General features: G+C 64.3%; 21 protein-coding genes and 1 tRNA gene. 7 read left to right on the forward strand and 15 right to left on the reverse strand.

Going from position 1 to position 21378, the window contains the following annotated elements; translation table 11 throughout:
* The first annotated feature begins 38 nt into the window (after positions 1–38).
* Positions 39–728, forward strand: a complete 690-nt coding sequence (locus NDN16_RS14400) for an SOS response-associated peptidase (protein WP_039194724.1) — start codon at positions 39–41, stop codon at positions 726–728.
* A gap of 20 nt (positions 729–748) precedes the next feature.
* Positions 749–1111: a hypothetical protein gene (locus NDN16_RS14405; protein WP_039194905.1), complete on the forward strand. Its 363-nt coding sequence runs from the start codon at positions 749–751 to the stop codon at positions 1109–1111.
* A 94-nt stretch (positions 1112–1205) separates the two neighbouring features.
* Here NDN16_RS14405 and NDN16_RS14410 read toward each other — a convergent pair whose 3' ends face one another.
* The 5 genes from NDN16_RS14410 to NDN16_RS14430 form a co-directional block, all read right to left on the reverse strand.
* Complete coding sequence (locus NDN16_RS14410; protein ID WP_251114171.1) at positions 1206–4619, reverse strand: DEAD/DEAH box helicase; 3414 nt, start codon at positions 4617–4619, stop codon at positions 1206–1208.
* The gene (locus tag NDN16_RS14415) at positions 4606–5376 is read right to left on the reverse strand and encodes a Hachiman antiphage defense system protein HamA (RefSeq protein WP_052194942.1); all 771 of its coding nucleotides are present in this window, start codon (positions 5374–5376) and stop codon (positions 4606–4608) included. Before NDN16_RS14415 ends, NDN16_RS14410 begins: the two co-directional genes overlap by 14 nt.
* Positions 5377–5605: 229 nt before the next feature.
* Positions 5606–6082 (reverse strand): thermonuclease family protein, encoded by a 477-nt coding sequence (locus NDN16_RS14420; protein WP_039194723.1) that lies wholly within the window; start codon positions 6080–6082, stop codon positions 5606–5608.
* A 66-nt stretch (positions 6083–6148) separates the two neighbouring features.
* Positions 6149–6658 carry a GNAT family N-acetyltransferase gene (locus NDN16_RS14425; protein ID WP_251114172.1) on the reverse strand — a complete coding sequence of 170 codons (510 nt, stop codon included), beginning with the start codon at positions 6656–6658 and terminating at the stop codon, positions 6149–6151.
* Between the two features lie 4 nt (positions 6659–6662).
* A complete protein-coding gene (locus tag NDN16_RS14430; protein WP_039194720.1) occupies positions 6663–6962 on the reverse strand; it encodes a DUF1778 domain-containing protein in 300 nt (99 codons plus the stop codon).
* Positions 6963–7264: 302 nt separating this feature from the next.
* Between NDN16_RS14430 and NDN16_RS14435 the strand changes: the two genes are divergently transcribed.
* Together NDN16_RS14435 and NDN16_RS14440 are read left to right on the forward strand one after the other, a co-directional pair.
* On the forward strand, positions 7265–7456 hold the full coding sequence (locus NDN16_RS14435) for a hypothetical protein (RefSeq protein WP_120443149.1): 192 nt from the start codon (positions 7265–7267) through the stop codon (positions 7454–7456).
* Between the two features lie 19 nt (positions 7457–7475).
* The gene (locus tag NDN16_RS14440; protein ID WP_192391282.1) at positions 7476–9128 is read left to right on the forward strand and encodes a recombinase family protein; all 1653 of its coding nucleotides are present in this window, start codon (positions 7476–7478) and stop codon (positions 9126–9128) included.
* Here the strand turns inward: NDN16_RS14440 and NDN16_RS14445 are convergent.
* The 4 genes from NDN16_RS14445 to panB form a co-directional block, all read right to left on the reverse strand.
* A tRNA-Met gene (locus NDN16_RS14445) sits at positions 9085–9161 on the reverse strand. The two genes, NDN16_RS14440 and NDN16_RS14445, sit on opposite strands and share 44 nt — an antisense overlap.
* 201 nt (positions 9162–9362) lie before the next feature.
* The gene (locus NDN16_RS14450) at positions 9363–11030 is read right to left on the reverse strand and encodes a long-chain-fatty-acid--CoA ligase (protein ID WP_251114173.1); all 1668 of its coding nucleotides are present in this window, start codon (positions 11028–11030) and stop codon (positions 9363–9365) included.
* 85 nt (positions 11031–11115) lie between these two features.
* Positions 11116–12033, reverse strand: a complete 918-nt coding sequence (gene panC / locus NDN16_RS14455) for a pantoate--beta-alanine ligase (protein ID WP_251114174.1) — start codon at positions 12031–12033, stop codon at positions 11116–11118.
* A complete protein-coding gene (gene panB, locus NDN16_RS14460) occupies positions 12033–12860 on the reverse strand; it encodes a 3-methyl-2-oxobutanoate hydroxymethyltransferase (RefSeq protein WP_251114175.1) in 828 nt (275 codons plus the stop codon). Before panB ends, panC begins: the two co-directional genes overlap by 1 nt.
* A gap of 76 nt (positions 12861–12936) precedes the next feature.
* Here panB and NDN16_RS14465 point away from each other — a divergent pair, with 76 nt between their 5' ends.
* Together NDN16_RS14465 and NDN16_RS14470 are read left to right on the forward strand one after the other, a co-directional pair.
* Positions 12937–13854: a class I SAM-dependent methyltransferase gene (locus tag NDN16_RS14465; RefSeq protein ID WP_251114176.1), complete on the forward strand. Its 918-nt coding sequence runs from the start codon at positions 12937–12939 to the stop codon at positions 13852–13854.
* Positions 13851–14594, forward strand: coding sequence for a pseudouridine synthase (locus tag NDN16_RS14470; RefSeq protein ID WP_251114177.1), 744 nt, complete (start codon positions 13851–13853; stop codon positions 14592–14594). Before NDN16_RS14465 ends, NDN16_RS14470 begins: the two co-directional genes overlap by 4 nt.
* Positions 14595–14640: 46 nt before the next feature.
* On the opposite strand, the gene gndA is transcribed toward NDN16_RS14470, so the two are convergent.
* From gndA to NDN16_RS14490, 4 genes are all read right to left on the reverse strand, one after another.
* Positions 14641–16068: an NADP-dependent phosphogluconate dehydrogenase gene (gene gndA / locus NDN16_RS14475; protein ID WP_251114178.1), complete on the reverse strand. Its 1428-nt coding sequence runs from the start codon at positions 16066–16068 to the stop codon at positions 14641–14643.
* A gap of 99 nt (positions 16069–16167) precedes the next feature.
* Positions 16168–16803 (reverse strand): TPM domain-containing protein, encoded by a 636-nt coding sequence (locus NDN16_RS14480; RefSeq protein ID WP_251114179.1) that lies wholly within the window; start codon positions 16801–16803, stop codon positions 16168–16170.
* A 15-nt stretch (positions 16804–16818) separates the two neighbouring features.
* A complete protein-coding gene (locus tag NDN16_RS14485; protein ID WP_251114180.1) occupies positions 16819–17673 on the reverse strand; it encodes a TPM domain-containing protein in 855 nt (284 codons plus the stop codon).
* Between the two features lie 10 nt (positions 17674–17683).
* Entirely contained in the window at positions 17684–18319 is a 636-nt protein-coding gene (locus tag NDN16_RS14490) for a LemA family protein (RefSeq protein ID WP_435301106.1), read from the reverse strand.
* Between the two features lie 389 nt (positions 18320–18708).
* On the opposite strand from NDN16_RS14490, the gene NDN16_RS14495 reads away from it, so the two are divergent.
* Positions 18709–19239 carry a DUF992 domain-containing protein gene (locus tag NDN16_RS14495; RefSeq protein ID WP_251114181.1) on the forward strand — a complete coding sequence of 177 codons (531 nt, stop codon included), beginning with the start codon at positions 18709–18711 and terminating at the stop codon, positions 19237–19239.
* A 51-nt stretch (positions 19240–19290) separates the two neighbouring features.
* Here NDN16_RS14495 and fghA read toward each other — a convergent pair whose 3' ends face one another.
* Both fghA and NDN16_RS14505 read right to left on the reverse strand, forming a co-directional pair.
* A complete protein-coding gene (gene fghA / locus NDN16_RS14500; protein ID WP_251114182.1) occupies positions 19291–20127 on the reverse strand; it encodes an S-formylglutathione hydrolase in 837 nt (278 codons plus the stop codon).
* Positions 20128–20197: 70 nt separating this feature from the next.
* Positions 20198–21310 carry an S-(hydroxymethyl)glutathione dehydrogenase/class III alcohol dehydrogenase gene (locus NDN16_RS14505; RefSeq protein ID WP_251114183.1) on the reverse strand — a complete coding sequence of 371 codons (1113 nt, stop codon included), beginning with the start codon at positions 21308–21310 and terminating at the stop codon, positions 20198–20200.
* Between the last annotated feature and the right edge of the window lie 68 nt (positions 21311–21378).

Here is a 21378-nt window from a genome sequence, read left to right on the forward strand (position 1 = left end):
TGGTGACGTAAAGTATTCGCAAGGAGAGTGGCGGGGCGATGTGCAATCTCTATCGCATTACGACCAATCAGCAGGCGATCCGGGATTTCGTGGCAGCCACCCATGACAGTATCGGCAATCTCGAACCGTCGATGGACGTCTATCCCGACCGGCCGGCGCCGGTGGTGCGCAACACCGACGGCGGGCGGGAACTGGCCTCATTGACCTGGGGTATGCCCACGCCCGTCGAATATCTGAAATCCCGCGACGCGCCGGACACCGGCGTCACCAATATCCGCAACACGGCCAGCCCTCACTGGCGCAAATGGCTCGGGCTCGAGAATCGCTGCGTGGTCCCGGCCACCGCCTTTTCCGAATATGGGCAAAAGCCCGATCCAGTCACGAAGCGCAAACCGCTGCACTGGTTCGCCCTCGATGAGACCCAGCCCCTGTTCTTCTTCGCGGGAATCTGGACGCCGTGGCGCGGAACCCGCGGCTCGAACCGGACCCCGCGTCCGGGCGATCATCAACTGTTCGCCTTCCTGACGACCGAGGCCAATGGCGTGGTGAAGCCGATCCATCCGAAGGCCATGCCCGTCATTCTGACGAGCCACGAAGAAGTCGAGACCTGGCTGACCGCCGACTGGAACGAAGCCAAGACGCTGCAGCGGCCGCTGCCCGATGATCGGTTGGTGATCCTGGAAACGCCAGCCAATACAGCCGCCGATGGCATGTTGCCGGGCATCTGACAATGATCCGGAGGACGAACATGGGCCGGAAGGAAGAAGAACAGTTAGCGGCGACGCTCGCCAAGGCGATGGCGATGATCTGCGTCCGCAACAGCATGCTGGAGGACCTGCATGCCGGCCCGGTCCCGGTCACGAAGACCGGCGACTATTCCGATGTCTTCGTCATCGACGCCGACGGCAATCGCATTCCCTGGAGAACCGTGTCGAGGTTCGACGATGACGAGATGCGCGACCTGATGCGCCAGGTGGTCAATCGGCTCTACACGTTCCAGACCTGCTTCGCCGAGCCGCAGTTTCAGGCGTTGATCGACAAGTGGCTCGATGTTGCGCGCCACTGGGACGAGCCGGTCATCGACGAGCGCCTCGCGGGAAGGCCCAGCTAGCCGATCGTACGGACTGTCGGTGGGACGGCTGAGGTGATAGCCGCAGCGCGATTTCCCAAAGCGGCCCTCCGTAATCCTTGAAGCATTCGCGCGCTTAGGGCTCAGACCAAGACGCGTGGGAGCGACCATGCCGGCGAATGATCGCCTGAGGGCTGCCTTCATCAAAGCGAGCAGTCAGCACACTTGGAGCGGCGTCAACCATACTTTGCCCAAGCATGGCTACCACTTTGAAGTCAGGCGTAAGAACCCACACGGCATTGTCTGTTTCGTCGACCTCGACCCGATATGGACTGGCCGGAACCGGAACGATCTGCCGCGTCGCCGGTTCGATATTTATACGCCAGTCGCGCGAGGTCCAACGCTGGCTGATGCGGTTCAGCATCTCGGCCCTGAATGCTTTCCAAATGTCGTTGGTCGCTGGCGTTGGCCAGTCTCCGGCATCTGTCATCGCGACAACTTCATTGGTTTCGAGCCAGACAACGAGACCATCGTTATCGATGAAAATCGGATCCTGATCATTAATTGCGGCGAGGGCCGCGGCTCTTGAAGGAAGTCCGGCGCGCACAAGCATCGCCATCGTGTAGCGCGGCAGCCCGGCCTCAAGACAGGCAGCGGCTGTGCCGGCAATGATCTCGGGTTGCCAGCCAAGCGCAACCCTTCGGGTACGAAGTGCCTCCAGCGCCCAGACGAGCCGATACGTAAATACGTCCTCGATGAAACGCATGTTGTCCGGCCCGATCTCGTGCACTGGCGTTCCGGAAACCCACGCGGCCAGGATCTCGCGCCAATTGCCCGGCAGAGGATCGTCAGGAACAAAGGGGCGGATAGCGAGTAAGCGCTCCGCAAGCGTGGTAAGCGATGCAACGAGCACCTCGCTATCGCCGGGCAACGCTGCCTCGTCGGCTTGGTCGAGCAACACGGCGAGCTCGTCGGCCATCGCGTCGAGTGTCAATCCGGACTCAAGCCCAACACCCATCGCAAAATGACCGCGCCTTTGATCGGCGTTCGTCTGCGACCAGATCAGCCCCGAGCGCGCCCTGAACAATTCAAGCTGGCGCTCACGCAGGTCATCGCCACGGCGGGCAAGCTGCCGCGCCCAAAGCGAACCGTTCAGCGACTCGTCGATGAGCCGCGGCAAGTCCGCATCATCAGCATCCAGCGCTTCGACAAGACCAAGGATCGCGTGATCGAGTTTCTCTAGCAGAAGCTCGAAAGGCTCGTCGTCTTCCTCGTCGACATGGATGTTCCAGGCATCTCGGTTGTTGGCGAGATACTCAAAGGCGTCGTCTCGACTTAGCGTCCCGCTGCGCGCCAGACGATTGAGAATTTCGCTGGCGATCTGAATAAGCCCGCTCTCAAGCGTCCGGGCCCTTGATGCGTTCACAAGCTCGCGCCATGCCTGCCTGCGCCAACGCAGCGGTTCGAACATTACGTGGATCACAAGCCCTTCGAGATCGACGAAGGCGCGTCCGGCGCGCCCCGCGACGTTCGCAAATTCCTCGCCGGTGAGGGGAGTTCCCGCGCGATACAGGGTCGGCACAAGCAGGACCGCTGCGTTGAGATTAAGCCCCTGGGCGAGGGTCGGCGATGCGATAGTCACAGTTAGAACGCCTTCGTTTAGCAGGCGTTCGACCTCGCGAAGGAAAGGGTTAGGTAAACGCGCGTGATGAATGGCCACGCCCAGTTCAAGGCAGCGGACGGCCGGATGCTCTGCACCTAGCCATTCAGCCCCAACCGATTTCGCCCTCTCTATTGCGCCTTCGTCAGCAAGAAGTGGAGCGATGAAGCCACGCCGGGCGAGGTCGACAATGCGCGTTGCGTAGCTCTCGACATGATCCCGCTGCGTACAGAATACCAATGTGCGCTTGCCCTCATCGGCAAACTGCCATGCCGCAGCAATGGTCAACTCGGGATTGTCTCTGGGAAACGGCGTTCGACGCGGAGCGATGGGAGGCTGCTCCGTGACAAAGTTCTGGATGAAGGGTCCGTCATCATCAAGATCGAATGTCAGGCGCGCTCCCTGTCCGCCCCACGCCAGCGTTCCGAAACGCTGACGGGTCGGCCGCCAGCTTGATTTCACCGCTTCGCCCTCGGCATCGCTACGCACCCACGCCGTCAGATCTTCGAGTTGTTCGCCATCGGGCAGGATCGCCGACAGGCAGACGATACGCCGGTCGACCGCGTCCGCGCGGCGCAGAAGCCTTTGCACGAGAATTTCGTAGCGGAGCTCGCGCTCGCTCGGCCCTATCAGATGTCCCTCATCCAGAACGATCAATCCGATATCATCCAGCAATTGCGGATTGCTTCTTAGCGCGAAGTCCAGCTTTTCCGGCGTCGCAATAACGATGTCGTGCGAGCGCAGTGCGTCCTGGTCTCCCGGCATTGCGCCGCTCGCACCGTAGAGCGAGGACACCGAAAATCCGAGAGGACCGAACGTCTTGCGAAAGGACCGCTCGGTCTGCGCCGACAGTGCCCGCAGCGGCGTCACGAGCAACACCCGCTTCTCTGCACTGAGCGACATGAGGGTGCAGATTTCCGCGACGCGGGTCTTTCCAGCACTCGTCGGCAGAGCCACCACGAGATCATCAGTCAAATCGGTTGCGCGGCGCGCCGCGCCGATCTGCGAAGGCCAGAGCTCAACCTCGGCCGTCTTGCGCGGATAAAGCGACGCAAGAAACATCTCCCGCAGCGCGGCATAACCATCCGTGCCGGCTGGCCCGATTTGAGGCAGCACATGGTGGAGGCTATTGCCCCAGAGATCGTCAATTAAATTTCGGGCTACGCGGATGATCCACCAATGGGATACCGCACCGACATTGCTGGCCACTCTCAGAGCGCGCCGGAGTATTGATAGCGCTCCGTCGTGCATAGCGGTATCGCCGGTGAGCAACGCGAATTCGAAGAACGCGAAAGCTCTGAAGACCGCCGTAGTCAGCATGATCGACAAGATGTCGTCGATCTCCTGATCGCCGACCTCGAGAGCAGCTTGGAGAGCATCGTCGCCGTATTCAGGATTGCGCAGCCAGGATCGCGCCTCGTCACGCAGAGTCCCGAGATCACTAAGGAGTAGCCGTACGATCACGCGTTCTGCGGGCGCAAGATTCGCTTCTTCTTCGGCCTGAGACATCAGCGAGAACGCCATCGCTGCGTACCCCGCGAGATGGTACGAGGCCGCGCCCATCACACGCCAGAAGCCACGCTGGGAGAGTTCCGGTGACCCGTTGCGGACAAGGGCCTCGAAGGCATTGCCAGCCTTGAGAAAGCCCTCGCGCCATATTGCTGGGTCGCCCTCGCCCCGCTCCCGCAGGGCGAGCGATGCACGGAGCAAAGAGAATCCATACTCGGACAAATCGGTGTCGAGACTCACCGCGAAAGCCGGAGCACCCTCGGGAAGTTGGCCGGCCCTCCTAATGATCGCCCGCGCGTCACCCCGTGCTTGAAGCCGACCGCGTACCGTCGGCTGCGCCATCACTTCGATAAATTCCTGAAGCTCCTCAATCGTTTCCAAGGCTCTCGGCCTCTTCATAAATCCAGGCGATGAACTCCTGGTGGTCGTTTATGCGGAGGTTCACCGAGATATGGCCGTGGTCACCGCCAGCACCTGCAAGATCGGCTTCGAGGTCGGCGCGCCGGTCGTTGCCGGTTAACGTGAACAGTCCATGCGTGACATCACGCGCCCGAATCGTGCCTCTGCCGACAGCATTGCGGATTTGGCGACCTAGCGCCTCGTCTTCTTCGCTCCCCTCCAGCAACCTATCGGCTACAAACAGTAGGGAGATCGGCGTGGGACGGCCATCGTCGTCATTGAGCCGGGCACGAGCGGCGTTTATCACACCTGCGGCCATCGCCTGACCGCTCTTGGCCTCGCCCTTCAGATAGGCAAGGCGTCCATCTACCTCCTCGATGCCGAGGAAATCATCGCCGCGCAGGGCCATTTCGCGACCGTCCTTGTAGCGCAGGCGGCGAACGGGGATCCGGAATCCAGTCTGGTGCTCCACAAACTCCGTAGCCAATATCTCGCCTACTTCGCCGGACCGCGTTCTGGCGTCGGTCGGCAAGCGCTCGCGAAGAATGGCAGCAGCGCCGGGGAATCCCAGCTCGGCAATGTCGTCGGCAATGTGCCGCGGATCGTCGTAGTGAGCGCGGACACGCTCCATGAGGTCCGCCTGGACTGCGACTCTACCGCCACCTCTCTCGCCAAGCACAAAGAGGCGCTTTGTTTCGCCGTGCTCCGCCTCCTCGATGTTCAGCCAGTCTTCAATCATAAATATTTGTTATCAGGCCCTGATGACTGAAGAAAGCAACCACGAACATGTAGCTTCTTACCGTAGCCATCAACTTCGGAGGTGACGCGCCGAATGGCTGATGTTCCGTGCGTGCCTCCGGATGTTGCACCTGCGAGGTTGGAAACTGCGCGTACGCAGCAACAAGGCGCATTGTCAGCATAACTGGCATCTCACCTCGCCGCTCCACGCGCGGTTCGCATTGCCGCACCTACCGGCTGCACCACCATTCATCGCCGTCAGGCCAGGAGCGAGCCAGCCCTTCTTCGATCAGGATGTCGCCGATGTCGCGACCACCGATTCTGATCGTCACGAGCGTCCGCGTGCCGGTGTTATCCCGCTCTCCATATTCGACAGTCCAGTTATGCGAGTTCAGCAGCTCGATCACCCGGTCGCTGGCTCGGTGTGCCAGCGCGACTTCGGCCTCGCCACCGCAGATGTGGGTTTGCGGTTCCGGGGTGTCATATCCCTCCATGCGCAGCTTTTCCCCGTCAATCCAGATCGTGTCACCGTCGACGAGACAATATTCGTCAGCGGTGCGCGCCTGACCGGGAACGCACTTCGCAATCTGCGGCCGAGGCTGAGCCTGGGCAGGTTCCGGCAGGCCGCCGACCGCCCAAGATAGAGCGAGGGAAAGCACGAACATCTGCCAGCGGAATGTGGACAATGGGGGGAGACGAATTTGCATGGGCAGATCTGGTCTACTGCAATCTGAGTGAACGGGCGGATCGCTGGGGTGAGGCCAGCCAAGCATTCAACCTCCAGCCTCACCGACCGAGGCCGCGATGTCGTTGATCGATCGGAGCAGAACCAGGGGATCATCCCTGGACGGCTCAAAGCCGCGCCGCCTCCAGAATTCGGCGGCTTCACCATCGACGGCATTGACCAACAAGGCCCGTCCGCCGATCAGCGAAGCGGCCTGAACGCAGCGCTGGAGGGCGTGCTTCACAAGACCGGTCCCGATGCCCAGCCCTGCCCAACCCGTATCGGTCGCGAGCTGGCCGAGTAGCATGCACGGGACCGGATTGGGTGGCTGCCCCGTCCGGATCGAACGCGGCAGCACCGATGGCACAACGGCGGTCGGCGCCAGGCCATAGTAACCGACCACGCGTCCGGCCTCGTGCACGACAAGGACGGCGGTGAAGCCCTTCTGCTGATTGGAGAGGGCGCGCGTCTTCAGCCAGTGGTCAAGCGTGGGCTTGCCACAGGAGAAATCAGACACATCGTGAGCGGCGGTAAGCGGTTCGGGGCCTGACAGTTGCAATGGCTTACCGCTTCGCCACGTAGCCGGGCTCCCACGGCGCGGGCCGTTTCAGAACTTCGACCATCTCCGGAACGGGAGCGGCCGGACGCGCCAGCACATCCATGAACTCAGCGAAGCCCTCTGGACTCATCCGGATCAGCCCCTGCTCCATGACGACCTCCTCGGCCGCGCGCACTGCGGCGTCGCGCACGAAATCGGTGCGCGAGCGGCCGCGCAGGCTCGCTGCGCGATCGATCATTGCGACATCCGCCTCGGGCAGGCGCATCGAGATCGGATATTCCTTGCGTTCGGCGGTCGTGGCCATGGCGAATCTCCTTGGTCGGTATATAGCGCCTTGTATCGCGAATTACAATACGCTAGGGTTGCGTCAACAGTCAATGACCTCACGAGGAGAGGCGACGAGGCCAATGATGACCGGGTCAGCGAGGGATTCCGATAGGTTATTTTGCTACGCAAAGGCACGCCCGGCTGCGCTTGGCCACGCCATGGCACGATTGCCCGCGCCAATCGCCGCCGAATATTCGCCTTCAATTTCCGTTGCTTATGCTTCCCTCGGGGCGAATGCTGCAAGCTATGACCTTGCGAGCCCCAGGAAACCCGGCAAAGATGACAGGAGGAGAGCGCGAAGCGCTGCTCGAATCCTTGCTGCTGGACGCGCCGGAGCTGACGTTTACGCCGCGTGGCAATCCCGACCCTCGCCTTCTGCGTCTGGTCGGCATCCTGGCGAGGCAGGCGGCGCAGGAGTGCTATGCAGAGGAAGTGAAGATGTCACGGCAAAGGAGGAAGCGCTCCTCCTGATACGGACGGGAGCCAGGTTTTGAAAGTCGCGATCTACGCCCGCTATTCTTCCGACAATCAACGCGACGCCTCCATCGCCGACCAGTTCCGTATGTGCCGTCTCCATGCCGAGAAGCAGGGCTGGCATATCGTCGAGGAGTATTCGGACCACGCGATCTCCGGCGCCTCGCTGATCCGCCCAGGCATTCAGGCGCTCATGGCCGACGCAATGGGCGGCCGTTTCGACCTGATCCTGGCCGAAGCGATGGACCGCCTCTCCCGCGATCAGGAAGACATCGCGGGCATCTTCAAGCGCATGTCCTATGCCGACGTGAAGATGTTCACCCTGTCGGAAGGCGAGGTGACGCATCTGCATGTCGGTCTCAAGGGCACGATGAATGCGCTGTTCCTGAAGGATCTGGCCGACAAGACCCGCCGCGGGCAGCGCGGCCGCGTCGAGGCGGGCAAATCGGGTGGTGGCAATGCCTATGGCTACGATGTGGTCAAGAAACTCGATGCGAACGGCGAGCCGATCCGCGGCGATCGCACCATCAACGAGTTCCAGGCCGAGGTGGTCCGCCGCATCTTGCGCGACTACGCCGCCGGCAAGTCGGCCAAGACCATCGCCTTCGCCCTGAACAAGGAAGGCATTCCCGCTCCGTCAGGCGGCGATTGGGGGTTCAGCACGATCAACGGCAACCCGAAACGGGGCAATGGCATCCTCAACAATGAGATGTATATCGGCAAGATCGTCTGGAACCGGCAGCGCTTCGTCAAGGATCCGAACACCGGCAAGCGGCAGGCCCGCCCCAACCCGGAAGAGGAATGGGTCATCCAGGAAACGCCGGAGCTGCGCATCCTCGATGACGATCTCTGGAACGCCGTGAAGGCGCGGCAGGAGAAGAACAAGATCGCCCGGAAGGAAAACGGCGAGGCCGATCTCTCCCGGATCAATACCCGCCGCCGCCCCAAATACCTCTTCTCGGGATTGACCAAATGTTCCTGCTGTGGTGGCGGCTATTCCGCGATCTCGGCGACGCTGATCGGATGTGCGACGGCGCGCAACAAGGGGACCTGCGACAACCGGGTCAACATCCGCCGCGACGAGTTGGAAGCGCGTGTGCTGAACGCACTGCGTACCAAACTCGTCGATCCGGAGCTCTTCACCCATTTCTGCGAGGTCTTCACGCAGGAGATGAACCGGCTGCGCATGGAGGGCCGCGCCGAGATCGCGTCGGCCGAGGCGGAGATTGCGAAGATCGATCGGGAACTCGAGACCCTCCTCAATTTGATACTGAAGGGTGGGGCCGCTGACGCGCTCAACGCGAAGATGGTGGCGATTGAGAAACGCAAGAAGGAACTTGAACTGTTCCTGGCCGAAGCCGACGAGCCGCCACCCCTGCTGCACCCGAGCATGGCACTGCAATACCGCAAGCGGGTCCAACAGCTTTACGACGCCCTGCAGGACGAAGACGAGGGGAAGCGGATCGAGGCCGCCGACACGCTGCGCTCGCTCGTGGATCAGATCGAGCTGACGCCGGTCGACGGCAAGGTGGAGATCGCCGTTCAGGGCGATCTCGCTGGAATCCTTACGATTTCCACGCAAAGCAAAAACCCCGCAGCGGGGGCTACGGGGTCGCAAGTAAAGATGGTTGCGGGGGCAGGATTTGAACCTGCGACCTTCAGGTTATGAGCCTGACGAGCTACCGGGCTGCTCCACCCCGCGTCACCGATGCAAGCGCTTTTGCGCTGCGGTGATGCGGATATAAGCGACACTTTGATGAATGAAAAGGCCGAATCGCCCAGTCGGGGAAAAAACTTTCCCGCGCCGCGAAGAGCCCCCGCAGCCGCTGAAACCTGACGCCGAATTAAGACATGGAGCGGCGGCCCGCACAAGCAGGTGCGCAGCCGCCGTGCCATGGGGCGCCTAGTTGCGAAGCTCGCGCCGAAGCACCTTGCCGACATTCGTCTTGGGCAGTTCGTCGCGGAACTCCACCACCTTGGGTCGCTTATAGCCCGTCAGATTGTCGCGGCAGAAAGCCTTGACCGATTCTTCGGTGACGGACGAATCGCTCTTCACCACGAAGAGCTTGACCGCCTCGCCCGAATTATCGTCTTCCATGCCGATAGCCGCTGCCTCGACGACGCCGGGCATGCGCGTCACCACGTCCTCGACCTCGTTCGGGTAGACGTTGAAGCCGGACACGTTGATCATGTCCTTCTTGCGGTCCACGATCTTCGTCGCGCCCGTCTCGTCCATCACGCCGATATCGCCGGTCAGGAAGTAACCGTCGGCGGTGAAGGACTTCTTCGTGTCGTCCGGGCGGTTCCAGTAACCCGCCGTGACCTGCGGCCCCTTGATGGCAAGCTCGCCGCGCTCGCCGACCGGCAGCGGGTTGCCTTCGTCGTCGACGATACGGCAGTCGGTGGACGGCAGAGGATAGCCGATCGTGCCGGTATACTCCGTCTCCGTCACGATATTGCAGCAGGCGACAGGGGCCGTCTCCGACAGGCCGTAGCCCTGGCAGATCGTGCAGCCCGTCACCTGCTTCCAGAGATCGGCGGTCGCACCCTGCACCGCCATGCCGCCGCCGACCGAGATGCGCAGCGCCGACCAGTCCACGCTCCTAGCGTCCGGGTGGCGGGCGATGGCGCCGAACAGCGTGTTGACCGCCGGGAACAGGTGGAAGGGCTGCGCCTTCAACTCCTTGATGACGGCAGGGATGTCGCGCGGGTTGATGATGAGGATGTTGCAGCCGCCTTGCCGCATCGACAGCATCATGTTCACCGTGAAGCCGAAGATATGATACAGGGGCAGCGCGCAGATCGTGTTCGTCTGCTCGCCGGCGGGCACGTTGCGCACGCCCGGCTCGTGCCACAGCTCCGACTGGATAACGTTGGAGACGAGGTTGCGGTGCGACAGGATGCACCCCTTGGAAACGCCCGTCGTGCCGCCTGTATATTGCAGGGCCGCCAGGTCGTCGGCCTTCGGAACGACACGCTCGAACGTCGACGCCGCGCCCATGGCGATCGCCTGGTTCCAGCGCTCGGCACCGGGCAGGTCGTAGGCCGGCACCATCTTCTTGACCCGGCGCAGCACGAAGTTGACGATCGTGCCCTTCAGCATGGGCAGCATGTCGCCCACGGATGCGACGACCACATGCTCGACCGGGACGTCCGACCGGCATTTCTGCAGGGTCGTCGCCATATTCTCCAGGATCACGATGGCGCGCGCGCCGGAATCGCTCAGTTGATGCTGGAGCTCGCGCGGCGTGTACAGCGGATTGGTGTTCACCACCACCATGCCGGCGCGCAGCACACCGGCGACGGCGACCGGATATTGCAGGACATTCGGCATCATCAGGGCCACGCGGTCGCCGCGCTTGAGGCCCTTGGCCTGCAGGTACGCGGCGAAGTTGCGCGAGGCGACGTCCATGTCGCGATAGCTTATCGAGCGACCCATGAACTTGAAGACGGGGCGATCCGCGTACCGCTTGAACGAATCTTCCAGAAGATCGACCAGCGAGGCAAATGGCAGTTCGGGCAACTCGGCCGGCACGCCCTCCGGATAGTACTGTAGCCACGGCTTGTTCATAGGTTTCGGTACCTCCCAGTTTCCGACGCCTTCATCGATACAGCCTAAACGCGCCGTCGAAAAGGTAATTTACGTAAGCGTAAGATCAGACCGTCGTGACCGGCCTGCCCCATGCCGCCGCGTCTTCGGTGGGTGATCCGCCTGCGTCCCGCGGCGTTACCTCGACATTGTCGATCAGCCGGACGTCGCCCAGCCACGCCGCGGCCAGGATGCGGGCCGGCACATCGCCCAGCCGGTCCACCGGCGCAAGGCTGGCTTCATCCCGCAGTTCCAGATATTCCACGGCACGAAAGCCGCCGGCCAAGACCGCCCTTCGGGCCTGCGCAAGCGCGCCAGCCACGTCCCCGCCGGCGCCGATGGCGCCCGCCGCCGCAAAAAGCGCGTCCGGCAGTGCCTTGGCGATGATGCGCTCCTCTGCGGACAGGCGCCGGTTCCGACTGGACATGGCGAGCCCGTCTTCCTCGCGAACCGTTCCGCAGGCGACGATCCGGGTCGGCAGATCGAGGTCCGACGCCATGCGGCGCACGACCATCAGCTGCTGGAAATCCTTTTCGCCGAAGAAGGCGCGGTCGGCCGCCGTCCGGGTCAGGAGCTTGGCGACGACCGTCGCCACGCCGTCGAAATGGCCGGGGCGGAACTCGCCGCAAAGGCCTTCGCTGACCCCGGCGACCGATACCGTCGTGGCGAAGCCTTCGGGATACATGTCCGTCCCGTCCGGCACATAGAGAACGTGCACCCCGAGCGGCTCCAGCATGGCCGCATCCGCCTGCTCCGTACGCGGATAGGCAGCAAGATCGGCCGGATTGTTGAATTGGCGGGGGTTGACGAACAGCGTCACGACGACCCTGTCGGTCTCGGCCAGGGCCCGGCGCGCGAGGCTCAAATGGCCCTCGTGCAAGGCGCCCATCGTGGGCACCACGCCGACCGTCAGCCCGGCCTGCTTCCAGTCGTGTATCGCGGCGCGCAGCGCACGCCGGTCGCGGACGATTGCGATGCCGGCCATCAGCGTGCGCCCGTGCTTTCGCCGAACGTATGTTCGGCAGCCGGAAACCGCCCTTCCCGCACGTCGCGGACATAGGCGGCGATGGCGTCCTCGGCGGCCGCGCCGAGTTCGGCGTAGCGACGCACGAATTTCGGCTGAAAATCGGTGAAGACGCCGAGTATGTCGTCGAGAACGAGGATCTGGCCGTCGCAGGCCGGCGATGCGCCGATGCCGATGGTCGGCACCGCGAGGCATTGCGTGATCTCGCGCGCCAGGGGCTCCACCACCTTTTCCAGCACCACGGCGAAAGCACCGGCCTCGGCCATCGCGACGGCATCTGCCATGATCCTGTCGCGGGCCGCGCCGCGCCCCTGCACCTTGTAGCCGCCGAAGCTCTGCACCCGTTGCGGCACCAGCCCGACATGGGCGCACACGGGAATGCCCCGCGCCGTCAGAAAGGCGACCGTCTCGGCCATCTCGACGCCCCCCTCCAGCTTGACAGCCGCGCATCCCGTCTCGGCCATCACGCGGGCCGACGCCTCGAAGGCTTGCTGCGCCCCGGCTTCGTAGCAGCCGAAGGGAAGGTCAACCACCACCAGCGCGCGCCCGGCACCCCGCATCACGGCCTTGCCGTGCAGGATCATCATGTCCAGCGTCACGCCCAGCGTGTTGGGCAGGCCGTGCACGACCATGCCGAGGCTGTCGCCCACCAGGATGAGATCGCAATGCCGGTCGGCAAGCCGTGCCATCGGCGTCGTATAGGCCGTCAGGCAGGCGATCTTCTCGCCGCCCTTGCGGGCGATCAGCTCTGGCGGCGTGATCGATCTGATCTTCGCGTCCACGCTCACGTCCGGTCCCTCCCCGGTTCGAGATTGGGGGCTTCCCCGCCCCTCCAGGCTGGCTTATAGGGCAGGTGTGACCAATATGACAGAAGCTCCCATCGATGCGCGTTACGGTGCGCCGCCGCCCGACCTCGTCATGGACGAAGCGCCCGTATCGCGCATCCAGCTTTCGCCCTTCGTGCCGGGCTCGACGCCGCTGGAGGCCGTTGCGGATGGCGGCCTCGCATCCCTCGTCATGCTGGCGCCTCCCGGCTCGCTGGAGCGGCGCTATGTCCTGGCGCATGGGCTGCGCGCACTTGCGCCGGGTGGCCGGCTTATGGCGCTGGCACCGAAGGACAAGGGCGGCGCCCGCCTTGCCGGAGAGCTGGAAGCCTTCGGCTGCAGTCCGGAAGAAAGCTTCCGGCGGCGTCACCGCATCTGTACCCTCGAACGGCCGGCCGGCGAACTTGAGCTGAAAGCCGCAATGGACGAAGGCGCTCCGCGTATCTTGCCGGAACTCGATCTCTGGTCGCAGCCCGGCGTCTTCTCGTGGGACAGGCTCGACCCCGGCAGCCGCCTGTTGATGGAGGTCTTGCCGCCGCTGATGGGCAAGGGAGCCGATCTCGGTTGCGGCATCGGCATCCTGAGCCGGCATGCCCTGCGGTCGGAACAGGTCGAAAGCCTGGCCCTCGTGGACATCGACAGGCGTGCGGTGGACTGTGCGCGGCGCAACGTCACCGACGCGCGCGCGTCCTTCCTGTGGGCGGATGCGTTGACGCAGCCGCTCGGCCCGCTGGACTTCGTCGTCAGCAATCCTCCATTCCATGCCGAGGGCGCCGAAAGCCGCGAACTGGGGCAGGACTTCATCCGCGCCGCGCGGCGCGCCCTGCGCAAGGGCGGCACCTTCTGGCTGGTCGCCAACCGGCACCTGCCCTACGAAGCCGTCCTGGCAGCTGCGTTCCGCCGCGTGGAGGCGCGCGCCGACAAAGGCGGCTACAAGATCGTCGAGGCCGTTGCATGAGCGGCAAGGCGCCCACCGCCCGGCTGGACAAGCTGCTGGCCAATCTCGGCTACGGCTCGCGCCGCGAAATCCAGATGCTGGCCAGGAACGGCCGTATCCTGATGGACGGCGCGCCGTTCCCGGCGGCCGACACGCGCATCGCCCTGACGCCCGACCTGGAAGGCCGACTCATCGTGGATGGCGAGCGGCTGGATCCGCTGCCCGGCGTCGTCCTGATGATGCACAAGCCCCTGGGCGTCACCTGCTCGCACAAGGAAGCCGGGCCGCTCGTCTACGATCTCCTGCCCACGCGGTGGCGCCGGCGTGATCCGGCCCTGTCGACCGTGGGGCGGCTGGACAAGGAGACCTCCGGCCTGCTCCTGCTCACGGATGACGGCGCTTTCCTGCACAAGGTCATCGCGCCGCGCAGCCATGTGGACAAAAGGTATCGTGCCGTGCTGGCGCGCCCGCTGCGGGGCGACGAAGGCGAAATCTTCGCAGCCGGCACCTTGCTGCTCGAGGGCGAGGACAAGCCCCTCATGCCGGCGACGCTGGAAGCGATCGGCGATCGCGAGGCGTTCCTGACCGTTGGCGAGGGTCGATACCATCAGGTGCGCCGCATGTTTGCCGCCATCGGCAACCATGTCGAGGAACTGCATCGCGACAGGCTCGGCAACCTTGCCTTGCCTCACGATCTGGCGCCCGGCGCCTATCGGCCGCTGGACGCGACGGAGAAGGCTGCGATCTTCTCGGGCCGGTAGGAGAAAGGGCCGCCAAGGCGGCCCCAAGACATTCGAAAACGATGGTTCAGACTGCCGGCCATTGATGGTGGAAGACCCCATCCTTGTCGACACGATGGAACGTGTGTGCGCCGAACAGGTCGCGCTGGGCCTGCGTCAGGTTGGTCGTGCCGCGCGCCCGCCGGTAATCGTCGAAATAGGACAGGGCAGCCGCGAGCGCCGGAACGGCGATGCCGGCCATAGCCGCCTTTGCCACGACATGGCGCAACGCGCCTTCACCGGCGCTGACCCGGCTTACGAATTCCGGCGCATGCAACAGGTTGGCCGGAGGCTCCGCGCCCTCGTACGCCTTGGTTATGTCGTCCAGGAACTGCGAGCGGATGATGCAGCCGGCACGCCAGATGCGGGCGATCTCGCCCAACGGCAGGTTCCAGGAATGCTCGGCGGACGCCGCCGTCAACACCGCGAAGCCTTGGGCGTAGGCGATGATCTTGGCTGTCTCCAGCGCGGCTTCCAACTCGCTCAGCCCGTCCCTGTCGCCGTGGAACTGTGCCTTGGCGGAGGTGACGGAGGAATAGAGGCTTTCCGTCAGCTTGCGCTCGGCCTTACGGGAGGAAACGCTGCGCGCCGACACGGCGGCCTCGATGGTGGTGGCGCCGACGCCCAGCTTCTGCGCTTCGATGACCGACCAGCGGCCCGTGCCCTTCTGCCCCGCCTCGTCCAGGATCACGTCCACCATCGGCCGGCCGGTGTCGGAATCCTTTTCGGCCAGCGTCACCGCCGTGATCTCTATGAGATAGGAAGACAGGCCACGCGTGTTCCAATCGGCGAAAATGTCGGCCATCTCGCCTGGCGCAAGCCCCAGGCCGTCGCGCAGGATGCCGTAGATCTCGGCGATCATCTGCATGTCGGCATATTCGATGCCGTTGTGGATGGTCTTGACGAAGTGGCCGGCGCCGTCCGGCCCGAGCCAGGCAACGCAGGGCTCGCCTTCGTACTTGGCCGAGATCGGTTCGAGGATCGGCCGCAGCGACGCATAGGTTTCGCGGGCGCCGCCCACCATCATCGAGGGGCCGTGCCGCGCGCCGAGTTCGCCGCCGGAAACGCCCATTCCGACAAAGTGGAACGGCGTTTCCGCCACCAGCTTCGAGCGGCGCACCGTATCGTTGAAATCGGCATTGCCGGCATCGATGATGATGTCGCCGGGCGACAGCAGCGGCAGGATGCGCTGCATCTCCTCGTCCACGATGGGGCCGGCCGGCACCATGAACAGGACCAGGCGCGGCGCCTTCAGCCTGGACAGGAAATCCTCCATCGAATCGGTCGGAACGATATTCTGGCCGATTTCGCCGTTCTCGTCGCGCAGGGCATAGCCCTTCTCGACGGTACGGTTGTTGACGGCGACCTTGAACCCGTTCTCGGCCATGTTGAGCGCCAGGTTGGCCCCCATCGTTCCGAGGCCCAGAACGCCGATATCGGCAATACGCTCGCTCATGATGCGACTCCGAGTTGCAAATTGTGCGGTTGTATCGAACCTGTGGCAGCCGCCGTCAATCGCCAATACCGCAGCCCCGGTAAAAGCTTCCACCCCAGTTCAGATTTCCACCAACCGATCCGGAATCTCGTTCAGGCCGGCATCGTCCTGCGGGAAATGCTGCGCCAGCAATGCGCCGGCCGCCGCGATCGCCTCCACGAAACCATCGGCCAGGCTGTCGTCGCGGCCCGCGCGGACGAGCGTATCGACGATGCCTGTCCATGCTTCCGGCGGCACTTGCGCGGCGATGCCGTCATCGGCGATGACCTCGGCATAATGCTCCGCCTCCGACAGGAACAGGAGCACGCCGGTGCGCCGTGCCGTGGATTGGAGATTGTGGGCCAGGAACTGCTCCCGTGCGACGCGGGCCGCCGCCATCCGGGCAAGGAAGCCCGGCACGAACAGGCGGCGCATGCGCGGCAGGTAACGCAGCAGGGCCAGCAGGAGACTTGCTCCGACCACCTGCCCGAAGGCAAGGTCCACCGCCGCCACGGCATGTCCGGCCAAAGCCGCCACGAGCGCCGCGAGAAAGCCGCAGAGGATGCAGAGCGCCATCGCCACCGCATAGGAAATCGGCGTCACATCGGCGCTTGCGCGGGCGAAGACGGCATAGATCTCGCCACTCGTGCCGTTTTCGGCGCGGGCGATGGCAGCGGCCACGCGGTCGTGATCCTGTTTCGTGAAACGCAGCGGCATGGGGTTCTCTCCTGTCTACCAGCTTCCGGAGGCGCCACCGCCTCCGAAGGAGCCGCCCCCGCCGGAAAAGCCGCCACCGCCGGACGATCCGCCGCCCCAGCCGCCGCCGGCCATGCCGCCGCCCCAATATCCCGCCGTGCCGCGCCGTCGCCGGCCGGATCGCCCGCCGAACTCCATTCCCATGAACCTGCGGCGTCCGCCCGGCAGCTTCTTGCCGAAGACCCGCGCAAGCAACATCAGCGCCAGCGGGCCGAAAGCCGTGGCCATGACGAACAGCACGACCGCAAGGCTGATCCAGTCGTCGACGCCCGCGCCGTTCCAGCCGGCATTGCGCTCGGCGCGCGCACGCACTTCATCGGCGTTGCCGGACAGGATCGCGACGATGGCGTCGGCGCCGGCATCGATTCCGCCGGCAAAGTCTCCGCTGCGGAAGCGGGGCAGGATATCGTTTTCGATGACGATGCGCGACAGGGCGTCGGTCAGCGTCCCTTCCAGCCCGTAGCCCACCTCGATGCGCACCTGGCGCTCGTCACGCGCGACAAGCAGCACGACGCCGTTATTCTCGCCTTCGCGGCCGATGCCCCAGTGCCGCGCCAGCCGGTTTGCGAAGTCCGCGATCTCGTAGCCCTGCAGGTTCGGCACCGTCGCAACGACGATCTGGTCGGAAGACGACGCCTCGTGGGCGGCAAGCCGCGCCTGCAGTGCCTCGGCCTGCGCACGCGTCATCATGCCGGCCGTATCGACGACCCGCCCGCTGAGAACGGGAAAATCCTGCCCGAACGCCTGTGTGGACAAGAGCGCCAGCACCATGGCCAGGATTGCCGCCCATGATCGGGCGAGCCGCCCGGCGGTGTCGATCGAGCTTGCCATGCCGGCGCGCTCAGTTGGCGCCGAAGTCGACGCTGGGCGGGGTGGCCGCGCCTTCCGTGGCCTCGAATGCCTGCATCGGCCTGGCCTCGGGGTAGAGGATGCCTGCGATCCAGCGGCCGGGAATGGTGCGCAGTTCGGTGTTGTAAACGCGAACCCGCTCGATATAGTCGCGCCGTGCCACCGCGATGCGGTTTTCGGTACCCTCGAGCTGGCTCTGCAGGGCCAGGAAATTCTGGTTGGACTTGAGGTCGGGGTAGCGCTCCACGGTCACCAGCAGGCGCGACAGCGCTCCGGACAATTCGTTTTGCGCGGCCTGGAACCGCTCGACGGCGGCCGGGTCGGTCAGCTGGTCGGCGTTGATTGTGGTTTGCGTGGCCTTGGCCCGCGCTTCCACCACCGCCGTCAGAACCTCGCGCTCCTGCGCCGCGAAGCCGCGCACCGTCTCCACCAGGTTGGGGATCAGGTCCGCCCGGCGCTGATACTGGTTCTGCACTTCGGCCCACGCGGCCTTTGCCTGCTCCTCGTAGGTCGGGACGTTGTTGACGCCGCAAGCCCCCAGCAACGGCAGGAGAACCGCCAGCATGAACCATGCGAAGGGGCGCGAAGGGCGACCGCTGGCGTTGGTCGTGGAAATGGCATTCGACATGGGTGAGTCGCCTTCGGCTGGTGGATCGTCCCACCATACAGCGCGTTCGACGCCGCTTGTAGTGCAGGATCGCAGATCAGCCCACGAAGATATGCCGGCCAAGGCATACCAGCAGGATGATGATGCACCATAGCGATGCGGAAGCGGTCACGATCCACACCAGATTGCTCATGGAGGCGCATCCCCTTCCGCTCCTTGTCGGGCGCATTGGACACCAAACCCGTATACCGTTCGCAAACCGAAAGGGTTTCCAAACAGGAAAGATCGTTCATCGAGTGCGCCGCAAAAATCCAGTGGGATCGAACTCCTTTCCCAATTGTTAATGGCATCGAATCCCCACGAGACCTCGTCCTGGCCGTGCGGGACATACGATCGAACAGGAGTTGGACATGAAGCGCATTCTCGCTGCCGCCGTCTTCGCCCAGGCCGCCCTTCTCGGCCCTACCATCGCCAACGCAGCCGATATCGGGGGCTATGCCCCGGCGGAACCGTACCCCGAAGCGGTCGAGCGCGACGGCGTGCGCATCGGTTACCTGACCTGCGACGTCGGCGGTGGCGTCGGCTACGTCCTGGGATCGGCCAAGACTCTGGATTGCACCTTCCAGTCGACGACCGGTGCGCAGACGTCGGAGGTCTATACGGGCGTCATGCGCAAGATGGGCGTGGACCTTGGATTCACGACGCGCGGGCAGCTCGTCTGGGCCGTCTTCGCGCCGACAGCGGGCTACCACCGGGGCTCGCTCGGCGGCGTCTACCAGGGCGCCACGGTGGAGGCGACCCTCGGTGCGGGCGCCGGCGCCAATCTTCTGATAGGCGGCACCGCCGGCTCGATCCAGTTGCAGACGATCAGCGTCAGCGGCCAGCTCGGCCTGAATGCGGCGGCCACCGGTACGTCGGTGACGCTGACGCCGGCCGCCTGACGGTATCGCAAGCGCCATGCCGCGCCTGTCGCGCGGCATGGCATCACATCGTCAGCTGTTCAGCCGCGCGGCATGCCAGGCGATATGGTCGTCCATGAAGGTGGATATGAAGTTGTAGGAGTGGTCGTACCCCTCGCGCATGTTCAGCGTCAGCGGAATACCGGCCTTCTCGCATGCTGCCTTCAGGATATTGGGCTTCAGTCCCGTATCGAGGAACTGGTCCGCCGTGCCCTGGTCCACTAGAAACTCCGGAAACCGCTTGCCGTCCTCGATCAGCAGGCACGTATCGTACTGCCGCCACGCCATGGCGTCGTGGCCGAGATATTTTTCCAGTGCCGGCCGCGACCAGTCCGCGGTCGTCGGGTGGACGATCGGGGCGAAGGCGCTGCAGCTTCGATAGAGCTCGGGGTTCCTGAGGGCGATCGTCATGGCGCCGTGGCCGCCCATGGAATGGCCGAAGATGCCATGCCGCGCAACGTCCGCGGCGAAGTTGACGGCAACCAGCGACGGCAATTCATCCACGACGTACGAGTACATGCGGTAATTGTCGCGCCACGGCGCTTGTGTCGCGTCGACGTAGAAGCCGGCGCCCGACCCCATCTGCCAGTTGTCCGCCTCGTCCGGTACGTTCGGCCCGCGCGGGCTCGTGTCCGGCATTACGACGATCAACCTGTGCTCGGCCGCCGCGCGCCGGAATTCTCCTTTGTCCATCGCATTCTGATGCGTGCAGGTCAGCCCGGAAAGGTAAGTCAGGACGGGCAGTTTCTCGCCCGGCGCGTGCTCCGGCACGAACACCGCGAACGTCATCTCGCAGTCCGTGGTGCGGGACTGGTGGCGATACACCCCTTGCGTTCCGCCATGCGCCCTCGACGTCGACACCAGATCCATTGCGAACATTCCTTGTCTGTCGTTTCCGTTGATTGGGCCCCGGCCGGCAAGCGGCGGCCGGGGCCAGCCGTCAATATAGGACGACGGAGCGGATCGACTTGCCCTCATGCATCAAATCGAAGGCGGTGTTGATTTCGTCGAGCGGCATCGTGTGGGTGATCAGGTCGTCGATGTTGATCTTGCCCTCCATGTACCAGTCCACGATCTTCGGCACATCGGTCCGGCCGCGCGCGCCGCCGAAGGCCGTACCTTTCCAGACGCGGCCGGTGACGAGCTGGAAGGGCCGCGTCGCGATTTCCTTGCCGGCCTCGGCCACGCCGATGATGATGGATTCGCCCCAGCCGCGGTGACAGCATTCCAGAGCCTGGCGCATCACATTGACGTTGCCTGTCGCGTCGAACGAGAAGTCCGCCCCGCCATCGGTCAGGTCCTGGATGGCCTGCACCACCTTGTCGTTGCCGATTTCGGCCGGATTGACGAAGTGCGTCATGCCGAACTTGCGCGCCATCTCTTCCTTGCCGGGGTTGAGGTCCACGCCGATGATGCGGTCCGCGCCCACCATGCGGGCGGCCTGCAGGACGTTGAGGCCGATGCCGCCGAGCCCGAACACCACCACATTGGCGCCCGGCCACACCTTGGCCGTGTAGATGACGGCGCCGATACCTGTGGTGACGCCGCAGCCGATATAGCAGATCTTGTCGAAGGGGGCGTCCTCGCGCACCTTCGCGACCGCGATCTCGGGCAGCACGGTGAAATTGGAGAAGGTGGAGCAGCCCATATAGTGGAACACTTCGCCGCCATGGCAGGCGAAGCGCGACGTCCCGTCCGGCATCACGCCCTGGCCCTGGGTGGCGCGGATGGACGTGCACAGGTTGGATCGGCGCGACAGGCACGTCTTGCACTGCCGGCATTCCGGCGTATAGAGCGGGATCACATGGTCGCCGGGCTTCACGCTGGTCACGCCGGCGCCCACCTCGCGTACGATGCCGGCGCCTTCATGCCCCAGGATCGCCGGAAACTTGCCTTCGGAATCCAGTCCCGAAAGCGTATAGGCATCGGTGTGGCAGACGCCCGTCGCCATGATCTCGACGAGGACCTCCCCGGGCTTCGGCCCGCCGATCTCGACGGTTTCGATGGTCAGGGGCTTGTTCGCCTCCCAGGCGACGGCGGCACGTGACTGCATTCGGGCGATCCTCGTTCATGGATGGTCCGGGCGGGGCAGTCCCTGCCGTTCGCCCTTCAACCCAAGGG

Origin of the sequence: Aureimonas altamirensis (assembly GCF_023702225.1) — a bacterium.
Classification (GTDB): Bacteria; Pseudomonadota; Alphaproteobacteria; order Rhizobiales; family Rhizobiaceae; genus Aureimonas; species Aureimonas altamirensis_B.